This window comes from Catellatospora sp. NPDC049133 (assembly GCF_040648455.1).
Classification (GTDB): Bacteria; Actinomycetota; Actinomycetes; order Mycobacteriales; family Micromonosporaceae; genus Catellatospora; species Catellatospora aurea.
The window spans coordinates 55,060-74,062 of sequence record NZ_JBEZDT010000022.1 but is presented as its reverse complement, the minus strand read 5'-3'; the positions used below and the strand labels follow the sequence as shown (position 1 = coordinate 74,062).

General features: G+C 71.5%; 18 protein-coding genes. 13 read left to right on the top strand and 5 right to left on the bottom strand.

The annotated features are described in order from the left end of the window. Positions 1-289 precede the first annotated feature (289 nt). Together ybaK and AB0B35_RS24380 are read right to left on the bottom strand one after the other, a co-directional pair. Entirely contained in the window at positions 290-769 is a 480-nt protein-coding gene (gene ybaK, locus AB0B35_RS24385) for a Cys-tRNA(Pro) deacylase (protein ID WP_361049220.1), read from the bottom strand. 90 nt (positions 770-859) lie between these two features. Next, on the bottom strand, positions 860-2,023 hold the full coding sequence (locus AB0B35_RS24380; RefSeq protein WP_361049218.1) for a class I SAM-dependent methyltransferase: 1,164 nt from the start codon (positions 2,021-2,023) through the stop codon (positions 860-862). A 353-nt stretch (positions 2,024-2,376) separates the two neighbouring features. On the opposite strand from AB0B35_RS24380, the gene groES reads away from it, so the two are divergent. The 4 genes from groES (at position 2,377) to AB0B35_RS24360 (ending at position 7,182) form a co-directional block, all read left to right on the top strand. Then, positions 2,377-2,691, top strand: coding sequence for a co-chaperone GroES (groES, locus tag AB0B35_RS24375; RefSeq protein ID WP_203692166.1), 315 nt, complete (start codon positions 2,377-2,379; stop codon positions 2,689-2,691). 68 nt (positions 2,692-2,759) lie between these two features. After that, a complete protein-coding gene (gene groL, locus AB0B35_RS24370; RefSeq protein ID WP_360539539.1) occupies positions 2,760-4,406 on the top strand; it encodes a chaperonin GroEL in 1,647 nt (548 codons plus the stop codon). 101 nt (positions 4,407-4,507) lie between these two features. Beyond that, entirely contained in the window at positions 4,508-5,434 is a 927-nt protein-coding gene (locus tag AB0B35_RS24365) for a hypothetical protein (protein ID WP_361049215.1), read from the top strand. 233 nt (positions 5,435-5,667) lie between these two features. Beyond that, positions 5,668-7,182, top strand: coding sequence for a molybdopterin-dependent oxidoreductase (locus AB0B35_RS24360; RefSeq protein ID WP_361049335.1), 1,515 nt, complete (start codon positions 5,668-5,670; stop codon positions 7,180-7,182). Here AB0B35_RS24360 and AB0B35_RS24355 read toward each other — a convergent pair. Continuing rightward, on the bottom strand, positions 7,163-7,528 hold the full coding sequence (locus AB0B35_RS24355) for a WhiB family transcriptional regulator (protein ID WP_360539544.1): 366 nt from the start codon (positions 7,526-7,528) through the stop codon (positions 7,163-7,165). The genes AB0B35_RS24360 and AB0B35_RS24355 overlap by 20 nt on opposite strands. A 200-nt stretch (positions 7,529-7,728) precedes the next feature. Here AB0B35_RS24355 and AB0B35_RS24350 point away from each other — a divergent pair, with 200 nt between their 5' ends. After that, positions 7,729-8,517, top strand: coding sequence for a helix-turn-helix transcriptional regulator (locus AB0B35_RS24350; RefSeq protein WP_361049213.1), 789 nt, complete (start codon positions 7,729-7,731; stop codon positions 8,515-8,517). Positions 8,518-8,722: 205 nt separating this feature from the next. On the opposite strand, the gene AB0B35_RS24345 is transcribed toward AB0B35_RS24350, so the two are convergent. Beyond that, positions 8,723-9,103 carry a DUF5319 domain-containing protein gene (locus AB0B35_RS24345; RefSeq protein ID WP_166383380.1) on the bottom strand — a complete coding sequence of 127 codons (381 nt, stop codon included), beginning with the start codon at positions 9,101-9,103 and terminating at the stop codon, positions 8,723-8,725. A gap of 184 nt (positions 9,104-9,287) precedes the next feature. Here AB0B35_RS24345 and guaB point away from each other — a divergent pair, with 184 nt between their 5' ends. The 3 genes from guaB to AB0B35_RS24330 all read left to right on the top strand — a co-directional run bounded on the left by guaB (position 9,288) and on the right by AB0B35_RS24330 (position 13,512). Further along, the gene (gene guaB, locus AB0B35_RS24340; protein WP_361049211.1) at positions 9,288-10,775 is read left to right on the top strand and encodes an IMP dehydrogenase; all 1,488 of its coding nucleotides are present in this window, start codon (positions 9,288-9,290) and stop codon (positions 10,773-10,775) included. Positions 10,776-10,813: 38 nt separating this feature from the next. Continuing rightward, complete coding sequence (locus tag AB0B35_RS24335) at positions 10,814-11,953, top strand: GuaB3 family IMP dehydrogenase-related protein (protein ID WP_360539549.1); 1,140 nt, start codon at positions 10,814-10,816, stop codon at positions 11,951-11,953. 125 nt (positions 11,954-12,078) lie between these two features. Next, entirely contained in the window at positions 12,079-13,512 is a 1,434-nt protein-coding gene (locus AB0B35_RS24330; protein WP_361049209.1) for a M1 family metallopeptidase, read from the top strand. A gap of 164 nt (positions 13,513-13,676) precedes the next feature. Here AB0B35_RS24330 and AB0B35_RS24325 read toward each other — a convergent pair whose 3' ends face one another. Further along, positions 13,677-13,910 carry a hypothetical protein gene (locus AB0B35_RS24325; RefSeq protein ID WP_361049207.1) on the bottom strand — a complete coding sequence of 78 codons (234 nt, stop codon included), beginning with the start codon at positions 13,908-13,910 and terminating at the stop codon, positions 13,677-13,679. A 105-nt stretch (positions 13,911-14,015) separates the two neighbouring features. Here AB0B35_RS24325 and AB0B35_RS24320 point away from each other — a divergent pair, with 105 nt between their 5' ends. The 5 genes from AB0B35_RS24320 to AB0B35_RS24300 all read left to right on the top strand — a co-directional run bounded on the left by AB0B35_RS24320 (position 14,016) and on the right by AB0B35_RS24300 (position 18,979). Then, positions 14,016-14,774 (top strand): XRE family transcriptional regulator, encoded by a 759-nt coding sequence (locus AB0B35_RS24320; protein ID WP_361049205.1) that lies wholly within the window; start codon positions 14,016-14,018, stop codon positions 14,772-14,774. A 166-nt stretch (positions 14,775-14,940) separates the two neighbouring features. Further along, positions 14,941-16,584 carry a GMC family oxidoreductase gene (locus tag AB0B35_RS24315; RefSeq protein WP_361049203.1) on the top strand — a complete coding sequence of 548 codons (1,644 nt, stop codon included), beginning with the start codon at positions 14,941-14,943 and terminating at the stop codon, positions 16,582-16,584. A gap of 40 nt (positions 16,585-16,624) precedes the next feature. After that, positions 16,625-17,035 (top strand): hypothetical protein, encoded by a 411-nt coding sequence (locus AB0B35_RS24310; RefSeq protein ID WP_361049201.1) that lies wholly within the window; start codon positions 16,625-16,627, stop codon positions 17,033-17,035. After that, entirely contained in the window at positions 17,032-18,210 is a 1,179-nt protein-coding gene (locus AB0B35_RS24305) for a hypothetical protein (protein WP_361049199.1), read from the top strand. Before AB0B35_RS24310 ends, AB0B35_RS24305 begins: the two co-directional genes overlap by 4 nt. Before the next feature lie 10 nt (positions 18,211-18,220). Next, entirely contained in the window at positions 18,221-18,979 is a 759-nt protein-coding gene (locus AB0B35_RS24300; protein ID WP_361049197.1) for a DUF3152 domain-containing protein, read from the top strand. Positions 18,980-19,003 lie beyond the last annotated feature (24 nt).

Here is a 19,003-nt window from a genome sequence, read left to right as displayed (position 1 = left end):
GGGTCCGAGCGGTGGGTCCGGCCGCTGGATCGCGCGTCGTCAGGCGGCCGGCATCGTCCCAGGCCGCGCGTTGTCTACGACAAACGGACATATAGGCGGGACTACCGGCGAAGATCCGTTTTTGTGGACGCTGGCTGTCCCTATAGGGGCGTCCAGCGTCCACAAAAACGGATCATGAATGGAAGCGGCAAGCATCGGTCCGGCTGCGAGCCGTCCGTGTGTAGGCCGTCCTGTGCGACATCGAGTTCACCATCGAGGCCGGCAAGCTGGGGCGCTGGTTCGGGGCGGGTCAGGCGCGGGCGATGGGGGCCAGCGTCGCGGAGGTCAGGCGGACCAGGTCGGCTGGGGCGAGCCGGAGTTGCAAACCGCGCTTGCCGGCGGAGACGTAGATCAGGTCGTCGTCCAGCGCTGACTGGTCGATCACCGTGGGCAGGCGCTTGCGCTGGCCGAGGGGGCTGATGCCGCCGCGTACGTATCCGGTGGTCTTCTCGGCGAGGTCTCGGTCGGCCATCGCGGCCTTCTTGCCGCCGGCCGCGGCCGCGAGCGCCTTGAGGTCGATCTCGCCGGTCACCGGCACCACGGCCACGGTGAGCGCGCCGTCAACCTCGGTGACCAGTGTCTTGAACACGCGCGCCGGGTCGGCCCCGATGGCGTCGGCGACCAGCGCGCCGTAGTTCGGTGAGTCGGGCGACACCTCGTACGTGTGCAGCGTGTGCTTCACCTTCTGCTTCGTCAGCAGTGCTGTCGCGGGAGTCCCCTGGCTGGCCACGCCGCGATGCTACCGGCCTGCTGCGGGCGACGGAATCGATCAGGGACTTGTGGACACGAAACGCCGCCGACCCTTGCCATAAGTTCATGATCAACGCTCGACGGGGGTCGCGAGGATGGCGAGGGGGGTGGTGGCGGTGCGGGTGAGGAGGAGGGAGGCGGGGTTGGGGCCGGAGAGGCGGAGGTCGCGGCGGAGTTGTTCGACGTCGAGGGCGCTGCCGCGTTTGAGGATTTCGAGGCGGCCGACGCCGCGGTCGCGGAGGGTGGCGCGCAGGCGTTTGAGGGAGAAGGGGAGGACCTCGTCGACGGTGAAACAGCGGCCGAAGGGTGAGGCGACGGGGGTGTCGGACCAGATGTAGGCGATGTTGGGGTCGGCGAGCCAGCCGTCGTGGGCGGCGGCGAACTCGGCGACGAGGTGGGCGCGGACGACGGCGCCGTCGGGGTCGGTGACGTAGCGGCCGGGCGGGGCGACCGGGGCCGCCTGCTCGCCGGTGCCGGTGAGCTCGTGCGGGACGCCGTCGCGGAAGACGGTCGCGCGGCGCGGCGTGGTCGCGAGCGGGCCGCACCAGGCGGCGGCCTCGACCACGTCGCCGTCGACGGAGACCAGTTCCAGCTCGCAGCCCGCGGGCAGGAGCGCCTGGTCGATGCCGGGGGCGAGTTTGAGCACCGTGTGCGGGATCCGCTGCGGCAGGGAGACCACCCAGTTCCAGGGCGGGGAGTAGTCCTCGGGGCGGAACACGCGGCGGCCGCCGCTGCGGCGGGCCGGGTCGCAGAACACGGCGTCGACCAGGCTCAGGTCGAAGTCCTGGGCGTCGCCGCAGGTCACGGTCGCGTCGGGGGCGTTGAGGGCGGCGCAGGCGGCGGTCAGCGGGTCGGCGTCGACGCCGTACGCCCGGATGCCGGTGGCGGCGACGGCGCGCAGGTCGGCACCGAGGCCGCAGCCCAGGTCGGCGAGCGCCGTGACACCGGCGGCGCGCAGGCGGGCCGCGCGGCGTACCGCGACGAGCTCGCGGGTGGCCTGCTCCAGGCCCGCGCGGGTGAGGAAGACACGCCCGGCGTCCGCGCCGAACTTGGCCGCGGCCCGGCCGCGCAGCGCGACCTGGGTGAGGGCGGCGGCGGCCAGGCCCGGCGGCACGCCGCGGGCCCGCAACGCCGACGCGGCGGCCAGCTCGTCGGTCCCGGCCAGCTCGCCCGCGAGGTCCAGCGCCGCGACACCTTCGGGGGTACGCAGCAGCGCCAACTGATCGAGATCCACGTCGCCATTCTCGCAGCGCGACCGTGGCCGGCTGCGTCACGGCCGACGGCCTTGCCGTGCCCGCTGCCCGTGGCGGCAGGAAACGTCACAGTGGCCCGGCGACACGCCCCGGTGAGCGCTGGACACCTGGTGAATCGGATAATTCACCGAGTGGCGGCTGGCACTCTCCTTGACTGAGTGCTAGACGCGGCATAATGTTCGGAGTTAGCACCCTGCCCTGCAGAGTGCTAACGCATGACCCGCCCGGCGAGGCCGACACCCGCGACGACGGCAGCGCTCGGGCGAAGACTTGACCAGAAGACAACACCCGGGGTCTCGTGCCGCGAGAACCCGGGGCTATACCCCAGGAGGGTATGCTCGTGACTACCGCGACGAAGGTTGCGATCAAGCCGCTCGAGGACCGGATCCTGGTCCAGGCGAACGAGGCTGAGACCACCACCGCGTCGGGCCTCGTGATCCCCGACACCGCCAAGGAGAAGCCGCAGGAGGGCACCGTCCTGGCTGTCGGTCCCGGCCGCGTCGACGACAAGGGCAACCGCATCCCGGTCGACGTCAAGGTGGGTGACAAGGTCATCTACTCGAAGTACGGCGGCACCGAGGTCAAGTACGCCGGCGAGGAGTACCTGCTGCTCTCCGCCCGCGACGTCCTCGCGGTCGTCGAGAAGTGATCCGTGCGATGCCCCGGCCTGCCCGCGAGGGTGAGCCGGGGCATCGTGACGTTTAAGGGAGACGATTGATGCCTAAGATCCTTAGCTTCTCCGACGACGCGCGGCACCTGCTGGAGCACGGTGTCAACGCGCTCGCCGACGCCGTCAAGGTCACGCTCGGCCCGAAGGGCCGCAACGTGGTGCTCGACAAGAAGTTCGGCGCGCCCACGATCACCAACGACGGCGTGACCATCGCCAAGGAGATCGAGCTGTCGAGCCCGTACGAGAACCTGGGCGCGCAGCTGGTCAAGGAGGTGGCGACCAAGACGAACGACGTCGCGGGCGACGGCACCACCACCGCCACCGTGCTGGCCCAGGCGATGGTCCGCGAGGGCCTGCGCAACGTGACCGCGGGCACCAACCCGGCCGGTCTCAAGCGCGGCATCGACGCGGCCGTCACCAAGGTCAGCGACGCGCTGCTGGCCAAGGCCGCCCCGGTGGCCGACAAGTCCGACATCGCGCAGGTCGCGACGATCTCGGCGCAGGACTCGACCATCGGTGAGCTGATCGCCGAGGCGATGGACAAGGTCGGCCGCGACGGTGTCATCACCGTCGAAGAGGGCTCGACGATGACCACCGAACTCGACATCACCGAGGGCATGCAGTTCGACAAGGGCTTCATCTCGCCGCACTTCGTCACCGACCCCGAGTCGGGCGAGGCCGTGCTGGACGACCCGTACATCCTCATCACCACCAGCAAGATCTCCTCGATCGAGGAGCTGCTGCCGCTGCTGGAGAAGGTCCTGCAGACCAGCAAGCCGCTGCTGATCGTGGCCGAGGACGTCGACGGCCAGGCCCTGAGCACCCTCGTGGTGAACTCGATCCGCAAGACCGTCAAGGTCGCCGCGGTGAAGGCCCCCGGCTTCGGCGACCGCCGCAAGGCGATGCTGCAGGACCTCTCCGTGCTCACCGGCGGAGAGCTGATCGCCCCCGAGCTGGGCTACAAGCTCGACGGCGTCACCCTGGAGCAGCTCGGCCAGGCCCGCCGCGCGGTCATCACCAAGGACACCACCACGATCGTGGACGGTGCCGGCGTGCAGGCCGAGGTCGACGCGCGGGTCTCGCAGATCCGCAAGGAGATCGAGGCCTCGGACTCCGACTGGGACAAGGAGAAGCTGGGCGAGCGCCTGGCCAAGCTGTCCGGCGGCATCGCCGTCATCAAGGTCGGCGCCGCGACCGAGGTCGAGATGAAGGAGCGCAAGCACCGCATCGAGGACGCCATCGCGGCCACCCGCGCGGCGGTCGAGGAGGGCATCGTGCCCGGCGGCGGCGCGGCTCTCGCGCAGATCGTGAGCGTGCTCGACGACGACCTCGGCTTCACCGGCGAGGAGAAGGTCGGTGTCTCGATCGTGCGCAAGGCGCTGGTCGAGCCGCTGCGCTGGATCGCCCAGAACGCCGGCCACGACGGCTACGTCATCGTGCAGAAGGTCCAGGGCAGCGACTGGGGCACCGGCCTCGACGCGGCCAAGGGCGAGTTCGTCGACCTGGTCAAGTCCGGCATCGTCGACCCGGTGAAGGTGACCCGCAACGCGGCCATCAACGCCGCGTCGATCGCGGGCCTGCTGCTCACCACCGAGTCCCTGGTGGTCGAGAAGCCGGCCAAGGCCGAGCCCGCCGGCAACGGCGGCCACGGCCACTCGCACGGCCACGGCCACCAGCACGGCCCGGGTTTCTGAGCCTGAGCGGCTGACCTCGACAGCGGGTCCCGGCTTCGGCCGGGACCCGCTGTCGCCTTTCCGTCCTTTGTGGCATGCACCATGGTCGATAGTGTCCTCGCATGACCGGTCGCGGCTTGGTGCGGTACTTCGGCCTGGTGGGCCTGGCCTACCTGGTCGCGACGCTGGGCACCGGCCTGACCGACTACCTGACCGCGGCCGAGGTGAGCAAGGCCAAAGCGCTGGCCGTCTCCGGCGGCGTCGGCCTGGTCGTCGCCCTGCTGCTCGGCCTGATCGACCTGGCCAAGAGCGGTAACTCCCGCAACGCGGCCGCCGAACCGGCCGGCGCGGGGCCGGGCGCGGTTTCGCCGCCGAGCGGCTACGCGGTGCCCCCTGGCCAGTCGGGTGGATACCCGCCGGGCGGCCTCGGCGCGGCCTATCCCGCCGGTCAGGGCGTTCCCGGTGGCAGCACTGCCTACCCGGGCGGCCACGGCAGCGCCCGGCCGACCGGTGCGCCGCCGCGGCGGGGCGGGGTCGGGCTGGTGCTCACCGCGATCCTGCTGCTCGGGCTGTGCGCGGGTGGCGGTTACCTGGCCACCACGGCGGTGCAGGCCGGGGTGCAGAAGCTGAGCGAGTTCGCCACCCCGCCGTGGATCAACAAGCGCAACGAGACGGGCCAGGAACGGCTCGCGTCGGAGGTGTCCGAGACCGGCGGCCCGCTCACCATCACCGTGCTGAGCGTCGAGGTCACCAGCCAGGCCACCAAGGTCAAGATTCGGGGCGAGAACACGGGCGGCGACGCGCTCACGCTGCCGACGTTCGGCCGGGCCCAGCTCACCGCCGCGGGCGAGACGCTGCTGCCGGACCCGGGCGCGAGCACCTGGCCGGAGACCGTGCCCGCGGGCGGCGAGGCTACCGGCGTCATCGTCTTCGACGGCGTGCTCGGCCCGGACGTCGACTCGGTGCGCCTGTCCTTCAGCGTCATCCACGGCAGCTTCGACGCGCCGCCCAACATCGCCGTCGACATCCCCATCCAGCCGCTCCAGTGATCCCGCACCCGCTCTTGCCGCCGCTCTTGCTGCCGCTCGGGCCGCAGCCCGATGCGCTTCCAGGGAAACTGCGGCCTCGGACCGCTGGATTGCCCCAGTTTCCTTGAACTGCAGGCGCGCGAGGCGTCGGTGTGGGGGCAAAGGCGGCGGTAAGGAAACGGTAAGCCGTTGGGCCGTGCGGTTGGGGGTCGTGCGGGGGGAGACTGGCGGGCGTGGTGAGTCGTGGACGGGCGATGGTTGCGGGCGTGGTCTCGGCCGCGGTGGCGGTGGGGCTGGGCGAGCTGGTCGCGGTGTGGACGGGGCCGCGCAGCGCGCCGCTGATCGCGGTCGGCGGCGCGGTGATCGACCTGGTGCCCGAGCCGGTCAAGGCCGCGGCGATCAGCGTTTTCGGGGTGTACGACAAGATCGCCCTGCTCGTCGGCACGTCGCTGCTGCTGCTGGCGTTCGCCGCGCTGGTGGGCCTGGCGGCGCGGCGGGACTTCCGCTGGGGAGTGGCCGGGATCGGGCTGTTCGGCCTGATCGGGGTCGCGGCGGCGCTGACCCGCCCGAACGCGGGGGTCGTCGTGTTCCTGCCCGCCGCCGTCGGCGCGGCCGCCGCGGTGGGTGTGCTGGGCGCGCTGCTGGACGTGGCCGCCCGCACGGAGGACCTGCCGGACAGCCCGGCGACCGCGGCCTCCCGTGCGGCGGGACGGCGGCGCTTCCTGCGGCTGAGCGTTGCCGGGATCGGGGCGGCGGCGGTGGCCGGCTTCGTCGGGCGCTCGCTAGCCGCCCGCAAGGACGTGCAGCAGGCTCGGGCGGCGCTCACCCTGCCGCAGCCGGCCAGCCCCGCGCCCGCCCTGCCCGGCACGGTGGACCCGCCGGTGGAGGGCCTGTCCGAGTACGTGACCCCGAACGGCGACTTCTACCGCATCGACACGGCGCTGGTCGTGCCGCAGGTCGATCCGGCGACCTGGCAGTTGCGCATCCACGGCCGGGTGGCCCGGCCGATCACGCTGAACTTCGAGCAGTTGCTGGCCCGGCCCATGATCGAGCGGTACGTGACGCTGGCCTGCGTCTCCAACGAGGTCGGCGGGGACCTCATCGGCAACGCCCGCTGGCTCGGCGTGCCGCTGAAGGACCTGCTCGACGAGGCGGGTCCGCTGGACGGCGCGGACCAAGTGGTCAGCCGGTCGGTGGACGGCTGGAACTGCGGCACGCCGACCGCGGTGCTGCGCGACGGGCGCGACGCGATGCTCGCCGTCGCGATGAACGGCGAGCCGCTGCCGGTCGAGCACGGCTTCCCGGTGCGCATGGTCGTGCCCGGCCTGTACGGCTACGTCAGCGCCACCAAGTGGGTGACCGAGCTGGAGCTGAGCTCGTTCGCCGACTTCGACGCGTACTGGGTGCGCCGGGGCTGGTCCGCGCAGGGGCCGATCAAGACCGAGTCCCGGATCGACACCCCGCGCGAGGGCGGCACGGTCACCGCGGGCACGGTCGTCGTCGCCGGCGTCGCGTGGGCCCAGCACCGCGGGGTCACCGCGGTGGAGGTACGCGTCGACGACGGCCCGTGGCAGCCCGCCGACCTGGCCGGCACCGTGTCACCGGACACGTGGCGGCAGTGGACGTTCCGCTGGGACGCCACGCCGGGCGAGCACACGCTCGCCGTACGCGCGGCGGACACCAGTGGTCAGGTCCAGACGGAGGCCCGCGCCGATCCCGCCCCGGACGGGGCGACCGGCTGGCACACGATCAGCGTGCAGGTGCGCTGACGTCCTCGGAGAGCCGGGCTTCGAGCCGTTGAACGTCGACGCGCTCGCCGCGCCGGTCGGCGCATTCGCGCCAGCCCAGTTGCAACAACTGGTGCCTTTCGTTCTCGGTGAACCCGCCCCATACGCCGTACGGCTCGCGGGTGGTCAACGCATGCGCGGCGCATTCGGATCGCACCGGGCAGCGTTCGCATACCTGTTTCGCCGCGCTTTCACGGCGCCCCCGAGATGAGCCTCTTTCACCATCGGGGTGGAAGAACTGCAAGCTGTCACGGCCTTTGCACGCGCCGTGATGCTGCCAGTCCCAAACGTCGGCTATCGGACCGGGAAGTCTGCGGAAGTGAGCCATCTGACCTCCTAGGGGATGGGAGGCTTGAGTTCAAGCGAAGAGATTTAGGCAACGTCAGCACGTTACTCCGCGTACGTCCACTTGTCGCCATCCAGTGGATGATCAGGTAGTGCTGGACCGAGATTTCGACGGAATCCCCGGAAAGTGCGTAATGATCTGGGTGTCTCGTGGTCTTCTTCGCAGGAGAGAGGGGGATCACCGTGCAGACCGTTCTCGTATGCGTCCGCACCGCCGCGGCGGCCGCGACCATCGCCTCGTGTGCCGAGCGGCTGGGCGTGGCCGCTGGAGTGCGTACCGTGACCAGTGCCGCCGATGCGATCGCGCAGCTTGCCGCGTTCCCGGCCGGGATCGTGCTGGCCGATACCGCGCTTACTCGGCCCGATACCGTGGGATTCACCCGAAAGGTGATGACCGCGGTGCCACACGCCCAGCTGGTGCTGTTCGGCCCGGAGGAGCCCGCCGCCGCGCAGGCCGCCATCCGGGCCGGGGCCAGAGGGCTCATCGGCGGGACCGACCCTGATCCGGTGAGCACCGCCGCCAAGGCGCTGCTGCTGGTCAGCAGGCCCGCCGCGCGGACCGCCGACGCCGTGCGGCCCGCGGTGAGCGGCGTGATGGCAGGCGCGTCCCGGGCACCCGCCGGGCCCGGCCGGCCCATGCCCCCGGCGGGACCGGGCATGTCGGTGCCGTACGCCAACCGCAGCCCCGGCGCGGGGCCGTCCGCGGTGGTGCCCGCCCAGCGTGGCGACCTGCCGGGGGAGGCGCCGCCCGGCGGCGTGGTGCGCCCGGCGCGTTCGGTCACGCTGACCGAGCGCGAGCTGCAGGTGCTGCGTGGGATGGCCGACGGCCAGAGCAACGCCGAGATCGGCCGCGACCTGTTCGTCTCCGAGGACACCGTCAAGACCCACGCCCGGCGGCTGTTCCGCAAGCTCGGCGCACGCGACCGGGCTCACGCGGTCGCCGCCGGCTTCCGGGCCGGCCTGGTCTTCTGACCTGAGCGACGCCCGGCGCGGACCCCCTCCCCGCGCCGGGCGCACCGCCAAGATCGCCCGACTTGCCTGGCACCTGTGCGTATCTTGAGCGCGATTTCGCCCACCTGCCAGGCAAGTCCGGCGATCTTGGCCCTGGCGGTCCAGACGGCGTCGCCGGACTCGGGCGGGCGAGTGGTCCTCGCGGCAGGCGGTCGGCCGGGGCTGGTTACTCCTCGACCATGTCGTCGACGGCGTCGGCGTAGCCGCGGGCGTATTCCCAGGTCACGTAGTGGTCCGGGTCGGGGTCGTAGGCGGGCTCGTGCACGCGCGGGCGGCCGGAGTCGAGCAGGTGGCGCAGGTTGCCCCGGAGCAGGTCCCAGTCGAAGTAGTGCGGCTCCCGGCAGTCCTCGCAGTCGACCACCAGGCCGCGGATGCCCTTGGGGGAGAGCAGCACCTGGTAGACCTCGAGCTCGGCGAGGTCGGCGAGCAGGTCGGCGCGCTCCGAGGTCGAGAGCTCGCCGTACGCGTCGCCCTCGGGGTCGTCCAGGCCCGCGGTGGGGTCGGTCGGGTCCCCGTGGAAGGGGTCAATGGGCTCGTCGTGCTGCACCCCTTCACGTTAGACCCCTGAGCGCGGCAGCGCAGGCATGAGTCCCCCGCGCGTCAGCGACAGATCTCCATGAGGTGGGCCACCCCACGCCCGGGCGAATTCGGGCCTGGTCGGGCGCTGGGTACGATTCATTGGAGCCTCATCACACCCACATGCCGCGCTCCGGACCCAGGGGGACAAAAAGATGGATGCCGCCCGCGAGATTCCACTCGGCCTCACTTTCGACGACGTCCTGCTGGTGCCCGGCGAGTCGGACCTGATCCCCAGCCAGGTGACCACCCAGACCCGGTTGACCAGGAACGTCACCCTGCAGATCCCGCTGGTCTCCAGCGCCATGGACACCGTCACCGAGGCCCGGATGGCGATCGCGATGGCCCGCCAGGGCGGCATCGGCGTGCTGCACCGCAACCTCTCGGTGGAGGACCAGGCGGCCCAGGTCGACCTGGTGAAGCGGTCCGAGTCCGGCATGATCACCAACCCGGTGACCTGCTCGCCCGACGACACGCTGCGCGACGTGGACGCCACGTGCGCTCGCTACCGCATCTCCGGGCTGCCGGTCACCGACGCCGACGGCACGCTGGTCGGCATCGTCACCAACCGCGACATGCGCTTCGTGACCGACATGTCGGTGAAGGTGCGCGAGGTGATGACCCCGATGCCGCTGGTCACCGCGCCGGTGGGGGCGTCCAAGGAGCAGGCGCTGGCGCTGCTGCGCACCAACAAGGTGGAGAAGCTGCCGCTGGTCGACGAGAGCGGCCGGCTGCGCGGGCTCATCACCGTCAAGGACTTCGTCAAGACCGAGCAGTTCCCGCTGGCCACCAAGGACGCCGCGGGCCGGCTGCGGGTCGCCGCCGCGGTGGGTGTCGGCGACGACGGCTACAAGCGGGCCCGCGCGCTGATCGACGCGGGCGTCGACGTGGTCATGGTGGACACCGCGCACGGCCACAACCGGGCCGTGCTGGAGCTGGTCGCGCGGCTCAAGAAGGAGTCCGACGTCGACATCGTCGGCGGCAACGTGGCCACCTACGCCGGGGCGAAGGCGCTGGTCGAGGCGGGCGCGGACGCGGTCAAGGTGGGGGTCGGGCCGGGCGCCATCTGCACCACCCGGATCGTGGCGGGTGTCGGCGTGCCGCAGATCACGGCGATCATGGAGGCGGCCCGGGCCTGCGCGCCCGCGGGCGTGCCGGTGATCGGCGACGGCGGCATCCAGTACTCCGGCGACATCGCCAAGGCGATCGTGGCCGGGGCGGAGACCGTCATGCTCGGGCAGGCGCTGGCCGGTTGCGAGGAGAGCCCCGGCGACCTGGTCTTCATGAACGGCAAGCAGTTCAAGGCGTACCGCGGCATGGGTTCGCTCGGCGCGATGCTGGCCCGCGGCCCGGCCGCGCAGTCCTACTCCAAGGACCGCTACTTCCAGGCCGACGTCACCCAGGCCGACAAGCTCATCCCCGAGGGCGTCGAGGGCCAGGTGCCCTACCGCGGCACCCTGGCCACGGTGGCCCACCAGCTCGTCGGCGGCCTGCGCCAGGCGCAGTTCTACTGCGGCGCGGCCGACATCGCGGAGCTGCGGGCCAAGGGTCAGCTGGTGCGCATCACCGCGGCGGGGCTCAAGGAGTCCCACCCGCACGACATCCAGATGACCGTGGAAGCGCCGAACTACCACTCGCGGTAGCGTCTGCATGCTTAAGCGAACCGCGGAGAGGACCCACTGTGCGTGACATCGTCGAGATCGGCATGGGGAAGACCGCCCAGCGCGGCTACCACCTGGATGACATCGCGATCGTGCCGAGCCGCCGTACCCGCGATGTGGACGACGTCTCGACGAACTGGCAGCTCGACGCGTACAAGTTCGGCATCCCGTGCGTGGCGCACCCGTCCGACGCCATCATGAGCCCGGCCAGCGCGGTGGCGCTGGGCCGGCTCGGCGGGCTGGGCGTGCTCAACGTCGAAGGCCTGTGGACCCGGTACGAGGACCCGCGCAAGCAGCTCGAAGCGCTGGCCGAGGCCGGCGAGGACGAGAACCTGACCGCCCGGCTGCAGCAGCTCTACGCCGCCGAGCCGATCAAGCCGGAGCTGATCGCGGAGCGGGTGCGCGAGATGCGGGCGCTCGCGGGCGACGGCGGCGGCAACGTCACCGTGGCGGTGCGGGTCTCCCCGCAGCACACCCTCGCGCTGGCCCCGGTCATCCTCGACTCCGGGGTGGACCTGCTGGTCATCCAGGGCACCATCGTGTCGGCGGAGCACGTCTCCACGGTGGACGAGCCGCTGAACCTCAAGGAGTTCATCGCCGACCTGGACCTGCCGGTCATCGTCGGCGGCTGCACCAACTACCAGACGGCGCTGCACCTGATGCGCACCGGCGCGGCGGGTGTCATCGTCGGCATCGGTGCCGACCACCTGACCACCAGCGACGCCGTGCTCGGCATCAAGGTGCCGATGGCCAGCGCGATCGCCGACGCCGCCGCGGCCCGCCGCGACTACCTCGACGAGACCGGGGGCCGGTACGTGCACCTGATCGCCGACGGTGACCTGCACACCTCCGGCGACATCGCCAAGGCGTTGGGCTGCGGCGCGGACGCGGTCATGCTCGGCGCGCCGCTGTCGCTGGCCGAGGGCATGCCCGGCAACGGCCTGTGGTGGCACCCGTCGGCCAGCCACCCGAAGCTGCCGCGCGGCTCGATCGGGCTGACCCCGGAGCCGCTCGGCACGCTGGAGCAGGTGCTCTACGGCCCGGCCACCGATCCGGACGGACTGCTGAACCTGTTCGGCGGCCTCAAGCGGGCCATGGCCAAGTGCGGCTACCGCGACCTGAAGGAGTTCCAGAAGGTCGGCCTGCTGCTCGACAACTGATCGACCGAGTGAGGCCCCGCCGCTGCTGTACGCAGCTCGGCGGGGCTTCGTCGTCGTTGCGGGCCGAGTCGCCGCCCCGCTTCGGCGGCGGCGGTTAGGGTGGAGGCTCTACGGCGGGAGGTCGCATGGTCAGGCGTACGTGGGTCGTGGCGGCAGCGGTGACGGCCGCGCTGCTGGGCGGCTGCTCGGGCCAGACCCGGCCCCTGTTCAGCGGCGCGGGCGCGCAGGAGTTCCCCGCTCCGGTTCCCGTGCCGGTCAACCTGGCCGGGGCCGGCGACCCGTACTTCCCCGGTTACGGCAACGGGGGTTACGACGTCTCGGCGTACGACCTGAAGATCAAGTATGACCCGGCGACGGACAAGCTGGCGGGCGTCGCCACGATGACCGCCACCGCCACCACCGACCTGTCGAAGTTCCACCTCGACCTGCACGGCCTCACCGTCGACAAGATCACCGTCGAGGGTGTGGCGGCCACCTCGACCCGGCAGGGCGACGAGCTGATCATCACGCCGGTCGTCCCGGTCGCGTCCGGCAAGCAGTTCGTCACCGTGGTCACCTACGGCGGCGTGCCCAAGGCGATCACCGCCCCCGACCTGGGCATCACCGGCTTCCTGACCACTCCCGACGGTGCCTTCACCCTCGGCGAGCCCGAGTCGGCGACCACCTGGTTCCCGGTCAACGACCACCCCAAGGACAAGGCGCTGTACGCCATCGAGCTGACCGTGCCCGGTGACCTCGACGCCATCAGCAACGGCCTGCTCGAAGGCAAGTCCACCGCGAACGGCTGGACCAGCTGGCGCTGGAAGGTCACCTCGCCGATGGCCCCCTACCTGGCCACCTTCGTGATCGGCGACTACCGGACCGTCGAGGGCGTGCACAAGGGCAAGCCGGTGCTGACCGCGATCGCCGAGACGCTGCCCAAGGGCGACATCGACGAGGCCATGGCGAAGACCACCGAGATCACCGACTTCCTGGAGCAGTACTTCGGCCCGTACCCGTTCGACGCGTACGGCGGCATCGTCATCGACGACGAGCGGGTGCGCTACGCGCTGGAGACGCAGACCCGGCCGGTCTACTCGAACGCGTTCTGGAGCCGCGGGCAGAACACCGTCGTGGTCGCCCACGAGCTGGCCCACCAGTGGTTCGGCGACAGCGTGTCGGTGGAGCGCTGGGAGCACATCTGGCTCAACGAGGGCTTCGCGACCTACGCCCAGTGGATGTGGGGCGAGAAGATCGGCGTGTCCACCATCCAGGAGGAGTTCGACTCCCGGTACGACGACCCGGGCAACCGGATCTGGGACATCGCCCCCGGCGCGCCCGGCGCGGACAACATCTTCTCCGGCAGCGTGTACGACCGCGGCGGGATGACCCTGCACGCGCTGCGCAAGCTCGTCGGCGACGACAAGTTCTTCGAGATCCTCAAGACCTGGGCCACCGAGCAGCGCGACGGCAACGCCAACACCGCCGAGTTCATCACCCTCGCCGAACGCGTCAGCGGCCAGAACCTGACCGACTTCTTCCAGAAGTGGCTCTTCGAAACCGGCCGCCCCGCCCAGTGACCTCCGCGCCGTCCGGCGCTTCCGCCACGATCGCCGTTTGCGGTCAGAAACTGGAGTTCCACCCGAGCTTATGACCGCTACCGGCGATCTTGTCCTTCTCGGGAGTGTGGACGGGCGCGGGTGGGCTGAGGGTGCGAGCCATGGGTGCCACCCGCGCCCGGGTCTCATCCGGAGGTGCGGCGATGCGGCCGTCTCGGGGCAGGCTCGTGACCGGCCCAATCCTGGTAGTGGACGATGAGCCGCCCGCCGTGGACGCGCCGGTCGCAGGGATGGGGTCGGCCGCACGACGTGCAGCAGCCCGTGCCGTCTCGCCGGTGCACCGCGAGCAGGTGGTGCCCGTAGGCGGCCTGAGCTTCGGCGTACCTGAGGAATTCCGGTTCGGCCAGCGGTGCGTCCATGCGGGCACGGTATGGCGGGGCGGTCGAGCGGCGCGGCGTCCGTCGGGACGTCGATCCGGTGACATCCGGGGCGTCATTTCGGCGTCATCGGCGTATGGTTCTGGTATGACGGCTCCAAACGCGACACTGCGCGCCGTGCGCATGGGCATGCTCATGAGCCAGGACGACTTCGCCCGCGCCATCCGCGACGCCGGGCAGCGGGCCGGTGTGCCCAACGATGCCAACAAACGGCTGGTCCAGCGTTGGGAGTCAGGCGTCATCGTCACTCCGCGGCCGACGTACGCCCGTGCCTTAGAGGTCGTCACCGGTCTGCCGATCAGTGCCCTGGGGTTCTCTCTCGCGGTGCCCAACCCGCCTGCTGGTGGTGACGGCATGGGCAATGTGAACGTGGACCCGACGGTCATCCCGAGCCAGGCGCTGCCGAGCCTGCCGCGCGCCGCTGCGGCGTCCGGGGCCAACCACTCCGGCATCTGGCTCAGCCGGTACGAGTACCACTCCAGCGGTCGTGAGGGGACCTTCGTCGGCGTGCACTACGTGGTCGTGCTCCAGCACGGCGACCGGCTCACGGTGCGCAGCCTGCCCGGCTCCTCGGACTCGCCGCTCACCCTGGATCTGACCGTGGACGGCAACGTCGTCACCGGCACCTGGGTGGAGCAGACGGCCGTGGACGGCTACTACCGCGGTGCCCGCTACCACGGGGCGATCCAGCTGCTGGTCGAGCCGACCGGGCGGCGCATGGCGGGTCAGTGGGTCGGGTTCGGCAAGGAGATGGACGTCAACACCGGCCCCTGGGAACTGGTCTTCCAGGAGGCCTCCACCAACAAGGCCGCCATGGACCGCTACAACCGCCCGCCGACCCCCTGACCGCCCCGGCGGCCCGCCACCAAGCGGGAAGATCGCCGTTTCAGGTCAGGAAGTCGGGTTGGACCCCGGTTCCTGACCTGAAACGGCGATCATGCCCCGGAGGCGGAGCCGGGTAGGGGAGCGCGCGGCTCTTCCGCGAAGTTAACTGGCCGGTAATAATCGCGGCATGCGCTACGACGTGGTGGTGATCGGCTCGGGGTTCGGCGGGAGTGTGGCGGCGCTGCGGCTGGCCGAGAAGGGCTACTCGGTGGCCGTGCTGGAGGCGGGGCGGCGCTTCGCCGACCAGGACTTCCCGAAGACGAGCTGGCGGCTGCGGCGCTTCCTGTGGGCCCCGGCGCTGGGCTGCTACGGCATCCAGCGGATCACCCTGCTGCGCCCGGACAAGGGGCACGACGGCGCGGGCGTGCTGGTGCTGTCCGGCGCGGGCGTCGGCGGCGGCTCCCTGGTGTACGCGAACACGCTGTACCGCCCCCTCGACGCCTTCTACGGCGACCCGCAGTGGCGCGACATCACCGACTGGAAGGCCGAACTGGCCCCGCACTACGACACCGCCGAGCGCATGCTCGGCGTGACCGTCTACAACCGCACCACTCCGGCCGACGAGGCGATGCGCAAGGTCGCCGAGCGTATGGGCGTCGGCGACACGTTCCACCCGACCCCGGTCGGCGTCTTCCTGGGTATGCCGGGCAAGTCCGTGCCCGACCCGTTCTTCGACGGCGCGGGCCCCGAGCGGGCGGGCTGCCTGCACTGCGGCGAATGCATGACCGGCTGCCGCCACAACGCCAAGAACACCCTGGTCAAGAACTACCTGTGGCTGGCCGAGAAGGCCGGTGCGCAGATCTTCCCGATGTCGACGGTCACCGCGGTGAAGCCGGTCGAGGGCGGCGGCTACCGGGTGGAGCTGGTCCGGACCGGGGCGCGGTTCGGGCGGCGGCGGCGCGCGGCCGGCGGCGGGGTGATCGAGGCTGGGCAGGTGGTGTTCGCGGCGGGCGCGCTCGGCACGCAGCGGCTGTTGCACGGCATGAAGGCCGCCGGCGATCTGCCGCACCTGTCCGACCGGCTCGGCGCGCTGACCCGGACCAACTCCGAGTCGCTGGTCGGCGCGACGGTGCTGCCCGGCCAGGCCCGTCAGCGAGGGCTGAAGTACACCGAGGGTGTGGCGATCACGAGTTCGTTCCATCCGGACGAGCGCACCCACATCGAGCCGGTGCGCTACGGCAAGGGCTCGAACTCGATGGGGCTGCTCCAGTCGGCGCTGACCGACGGCGGCCCGGGGCGGGGGCGGCGCTGGGCCGCGGCGATGTTCCGGTGGCCGTTCGCGTACCTGCGCGCCATGTCGGTGCGTGACTGGTCCAACCGGACCATCATCGCGCTGGTCATGCAGTCGGCGGACAACTCGCTGACGGTGCGGCTGCGGCGCGGCGGGCTGCGCTCGACGCAGGGCCACGGCGCGCCGAACCCGACGTGGATCCCGGCCGGCAACGAGGCGGTGCGCCTGCTGGCCGAGGAGATCGGCGGGCTGCCGGGCGGGGCGCTGCCGGAGGTGCTCGACATCCCGCTGACCGCGCACATCCTGGGCGGCGCCGTGATCGGGGCGGACCCCGAACACGGGGTCGTGGACCCGTACCAGCGCGTTTTCGGGCATCCGGGGCTGCACGTCGCCGACGGGGCCGCGGTCGCCGCGAACCTGGGCGTGAACCCGTCGCTGACCATCACCGCGCAGGCCGAGCGGGCGTTCGCGGCGTGGCCGGTGAAGGGCGAGCCGGATCGGCGGCCGCCGTTGGGCGAGCCGTACCGGAAAATCACCTGACCGTGACCTGAACGCGATGCGCACGCCCCAGCCTGACCGGGTGGACGAGAGCCGCCGGAGAGAGCCCGGGCGCGCCGACGTGGTGTACGTGCTGCTGCTGGTGCAGGTCGGCGCGGGCCTGCTGGCGATGCTCGGCGAGCTGCTGTTCATGGGCGGCAACCCGCTCTACGCGCTCGCGCCGATGACGAAGGCGGCGGTGACGCTGGTGTTCGCGGCGCTGGTGGTGCGCGGGCGGCGCGGCGCGTTGATCGGCGTGGTGGCGCTGCAGTTGCTGACGCTGGCTGGGTTCGCGGTGAGCGTCGTGGCCGGGGCGCTGCCGCAACTGGACTTCACACCCACGCTGACAGGGCTGCTCACCGGGGTGGCGCTGCCGGTCGCGGTGACCGTGACCTGCGTACGCCTGCTGATCGAACCGGAGCCGGAACCGGCCGCACCGGGGGTGGCCGGATGAATCCGGTGGAGTCGCTGCTCACAGGTATCGCACCGGAGCACACGGCCGCGCTGGCCGCTGGGATCGTGGCCTGCCTGTTCCTGCCGTTCCTGCGGGGCGGTCCGGCCGGGCCGGTGCCGCGCTGGTCGTTCGTGCTGCTCGGCGCGGCGGGCGCGGTGCACCTGGCGCTGCCGCTGGGCCACCGGGACAGTGCCCTGCTGACCGTGGGCTTCCTCGGCAGCGGCATCGGCTACGGGCTGTTGGCGTGGCTGGCCTTCACCGGCCGCCGGGGCTGGCGGACCGGCACGGTGCTGCTGGTCCCGCTGAACCTGCTCGGCTACGTGATCGTGCTGCTCCGGGGCGGTGAGGAGGCCGACCAGGTCGGCATCGCCGCCGCCCTGGTGGAGTTGGTCGCGTTCGGGCTGGCCGCCGTGCCGCAACGGGTTCCGGGTCGCCCGCGCCGACTGCTGCGTGGGCTGGGCTCGACGTCCACGGTCGCCGGGGTGCTGCTGACCGGTCTGGTCATCTGGCTGTCGACGCTCCAGGCACACCAGTCGGCCGGGTCGGCGGCGAGCGCGGAAGAGGCCCCGGCGGTGGGGCACAGCCACGCGGGCGGTCACGAGCACCTGGCCCGTGCCCAGGCCGGGGTCATCATGCGCCCGCTGCCGGGTGACCACCACCCGACCGCCGCGCAGTCGGCGGCCGCCGCCCGCCTGGCGTCGGCGACCAGGGAGTCGATGCGCCGGTTCGCCCGCCTGGCAGACGCCCTGGCCGCCGGATACCGGCTGCCGATCACCGGCCGGACCGGCACCGATGTGCACCTGGAGCATCCGGGGTTCAAGGCCGACGGAGCCGTGCTCGATCCGGCCCGCCCGGAGATGCTGGTGTTCGCCATCGAGGACGGGCGGGCAAGCCTGCTCGGTGTGGTGTTCGTGATGGAGCGCGCCGGTGCGGCGGGCCCCGATCCGGGCGGGCCGGTGACCCGCTGGCACGCGCACAACCTGTGCCTGTCGGTCGCGCCGCCGGGCATCGGCGTGGTCACCCCGTACGGCGGCTGCCCGGCGCTGGCCGTGGCGGTCACCGTGCCGGAGATGATGCACGTCTGGACCTCCGACCCGCCCGGTGGCGCGTTCGCCGAAGGAGTCGAGCAGGTTTGGGCGCGGGACTACCTCCACAGGAACGGTCTGCCCACTTAAGGTGATCGCCATGGGGAGGATCTTCACCGCTCGTATGACGACGGTCGCCGTGCTCACCCTGGCCCTGGCCGGGTGCGGCACGTCCGAGCAGCCCGAACAGCCGCAGTTCCAGCAGGCCGCGTCGCCGCAGGCGATGCCGTCCGCGGAGCCCTCGGCCGCGGAGCCGTCGCCGTCGGTGAAGCCGTCGCCGAAGCCGACGAAGAACGCCGCGGTGCTGGAGCGGGGCGAGGGCACGTTCGTCACCGCGGCGGGCAGCTCGCCGATCGTCGGCGACGCCGGCACGCTGCGCCGGTATCAGGTGCAGGTGGAGGAGGGCATCACCGCGTTCGAACCGGACGGGTTCGCGGCTGTGGTCGAGGAGGTGCTGGCCGACGAGCACAGCTGGATCGCCTCGAAGAAGTGGCGCTTCCAGCGGGTCGCGCCGGGCGCCGCCTCGAACTTCCGGATCATGCTGTCCACCCCGGGCACCACCGACCGGCTCTGCGCCAAGGCGGGTCTGCAGACCAACGGCATCTTCTCCTGCCGGTACGGCGACAACGTCGTGATCAATCTGCGGCGCTGGACCAACGGCGCGGACGGGTTCACCGACATGGAGGTGTACCGCCACATGGTGATCAACCATGAGGTCGGTCACTTTCTCGGCAAGGGCCACGTCAACTGTCCGGGCAGCGGCAAGCTCGCGCCGGTGATGCAGCAGCAGACCAAGTCGTTGCAGGGCTGCAAGCCCAACCCGTACCCGTACCCGGACGGGGTCCACTACGTGGGGTGACCTGCGTCGCACCCTAAGATTGAC

What these genes read in the sequence shown, in the direction of transcription:
- AB0B35_RS24325 (WP_361049207.1), bottom strand. Translation starts at nt 13,910, where the DNA reads ATGGACGCACCGCTGGCCGAACCGGAATTCCTCAGGTACGCCGAAGCT.
- AB0B35_RS24360 (WP_361049335.1), top strand. Translation starts at nt 5,668, where the DNA reads ATGGTTGCGGGCGTGGTCTCGGCCGCGGTGGCGGTGGGGCTGGGCGAG.
- AB0B35_RS24315 (WP_361049203.1), top strand. Translation starts at nt 14,941, where the DNA reads ATGCGCTACGACGTGGTGGTGATCGGCTCGGGGTTCGGCGGGAGTGTG.
- guaB (WP_361049211.1), top strand. Translation starts at nt 9,288, where the DNA reads ATGGATGCCGCCCGCGAGATTCCACTCGGCCTCACTTTCGACGACGTC.
- AB0B35_RS24320 (WP_361049205.1), top strand. Translation starts at nt 14,016, where the DNA reads ATGACGGCTCCAAACGCGACACTGCGCGCCGTGCGCATGGGCATGCTC.
- AB0B35_RS24330 (WP_361049209.1), top strand. Translation starts at nt 12,079, where the DNA reads ATGGTCAGGCGTACGTGGGTCGTGGCGGCAGCGGTGACGGCCGCGCTG.
- AB0B35_RS24355 (WP_360539544.1), bottom strand. Translation starts at nt 7,528, where the DNA reads ATGGCTCACTTCCGCAGACTTCCCGGTCCGATAGCCGACGTTTGGGAC.
- AB0B35_RS24365 (WP_361049215.1), top strand. Translation starts at nt 4,508, where the DNA reads ATGACCGGTCGCGGCTTGGTGCGGTACTTCGGCCTGGTGGGCCTGGCC.
- AB0B35_RS24300 (WP_361049197.1), top strand. Translation starts at nt 18,221, where the DNA reads ATGGGGAGGATCTTCACCGCTCGTATGACGACGGTCGCCGTGCTCACC.
- groES (WP_203692166.1), top strand. Translation starts at nt 2,377, where the DNA reads ATGCTCGTGACTACCGCGACGAAGGTTGCGATCAAGCCGCTCGAGGAC.
- AB0B35_RS24305 (WP_361049199.1), top strand. Translation starts at nt 17,032, where the DNA reads ATGAATCCGGTGGAGTCGCTGCTCACAGGTATCGCACCGGAGCACACG.
- groL (WP_360539539.1), top strand. Translation starts at nt 2,760, where the DNA reads ATGCCTAAGATCCTTAGCTTCTCCGACGACGCGCGGCACCTGCTGGAG.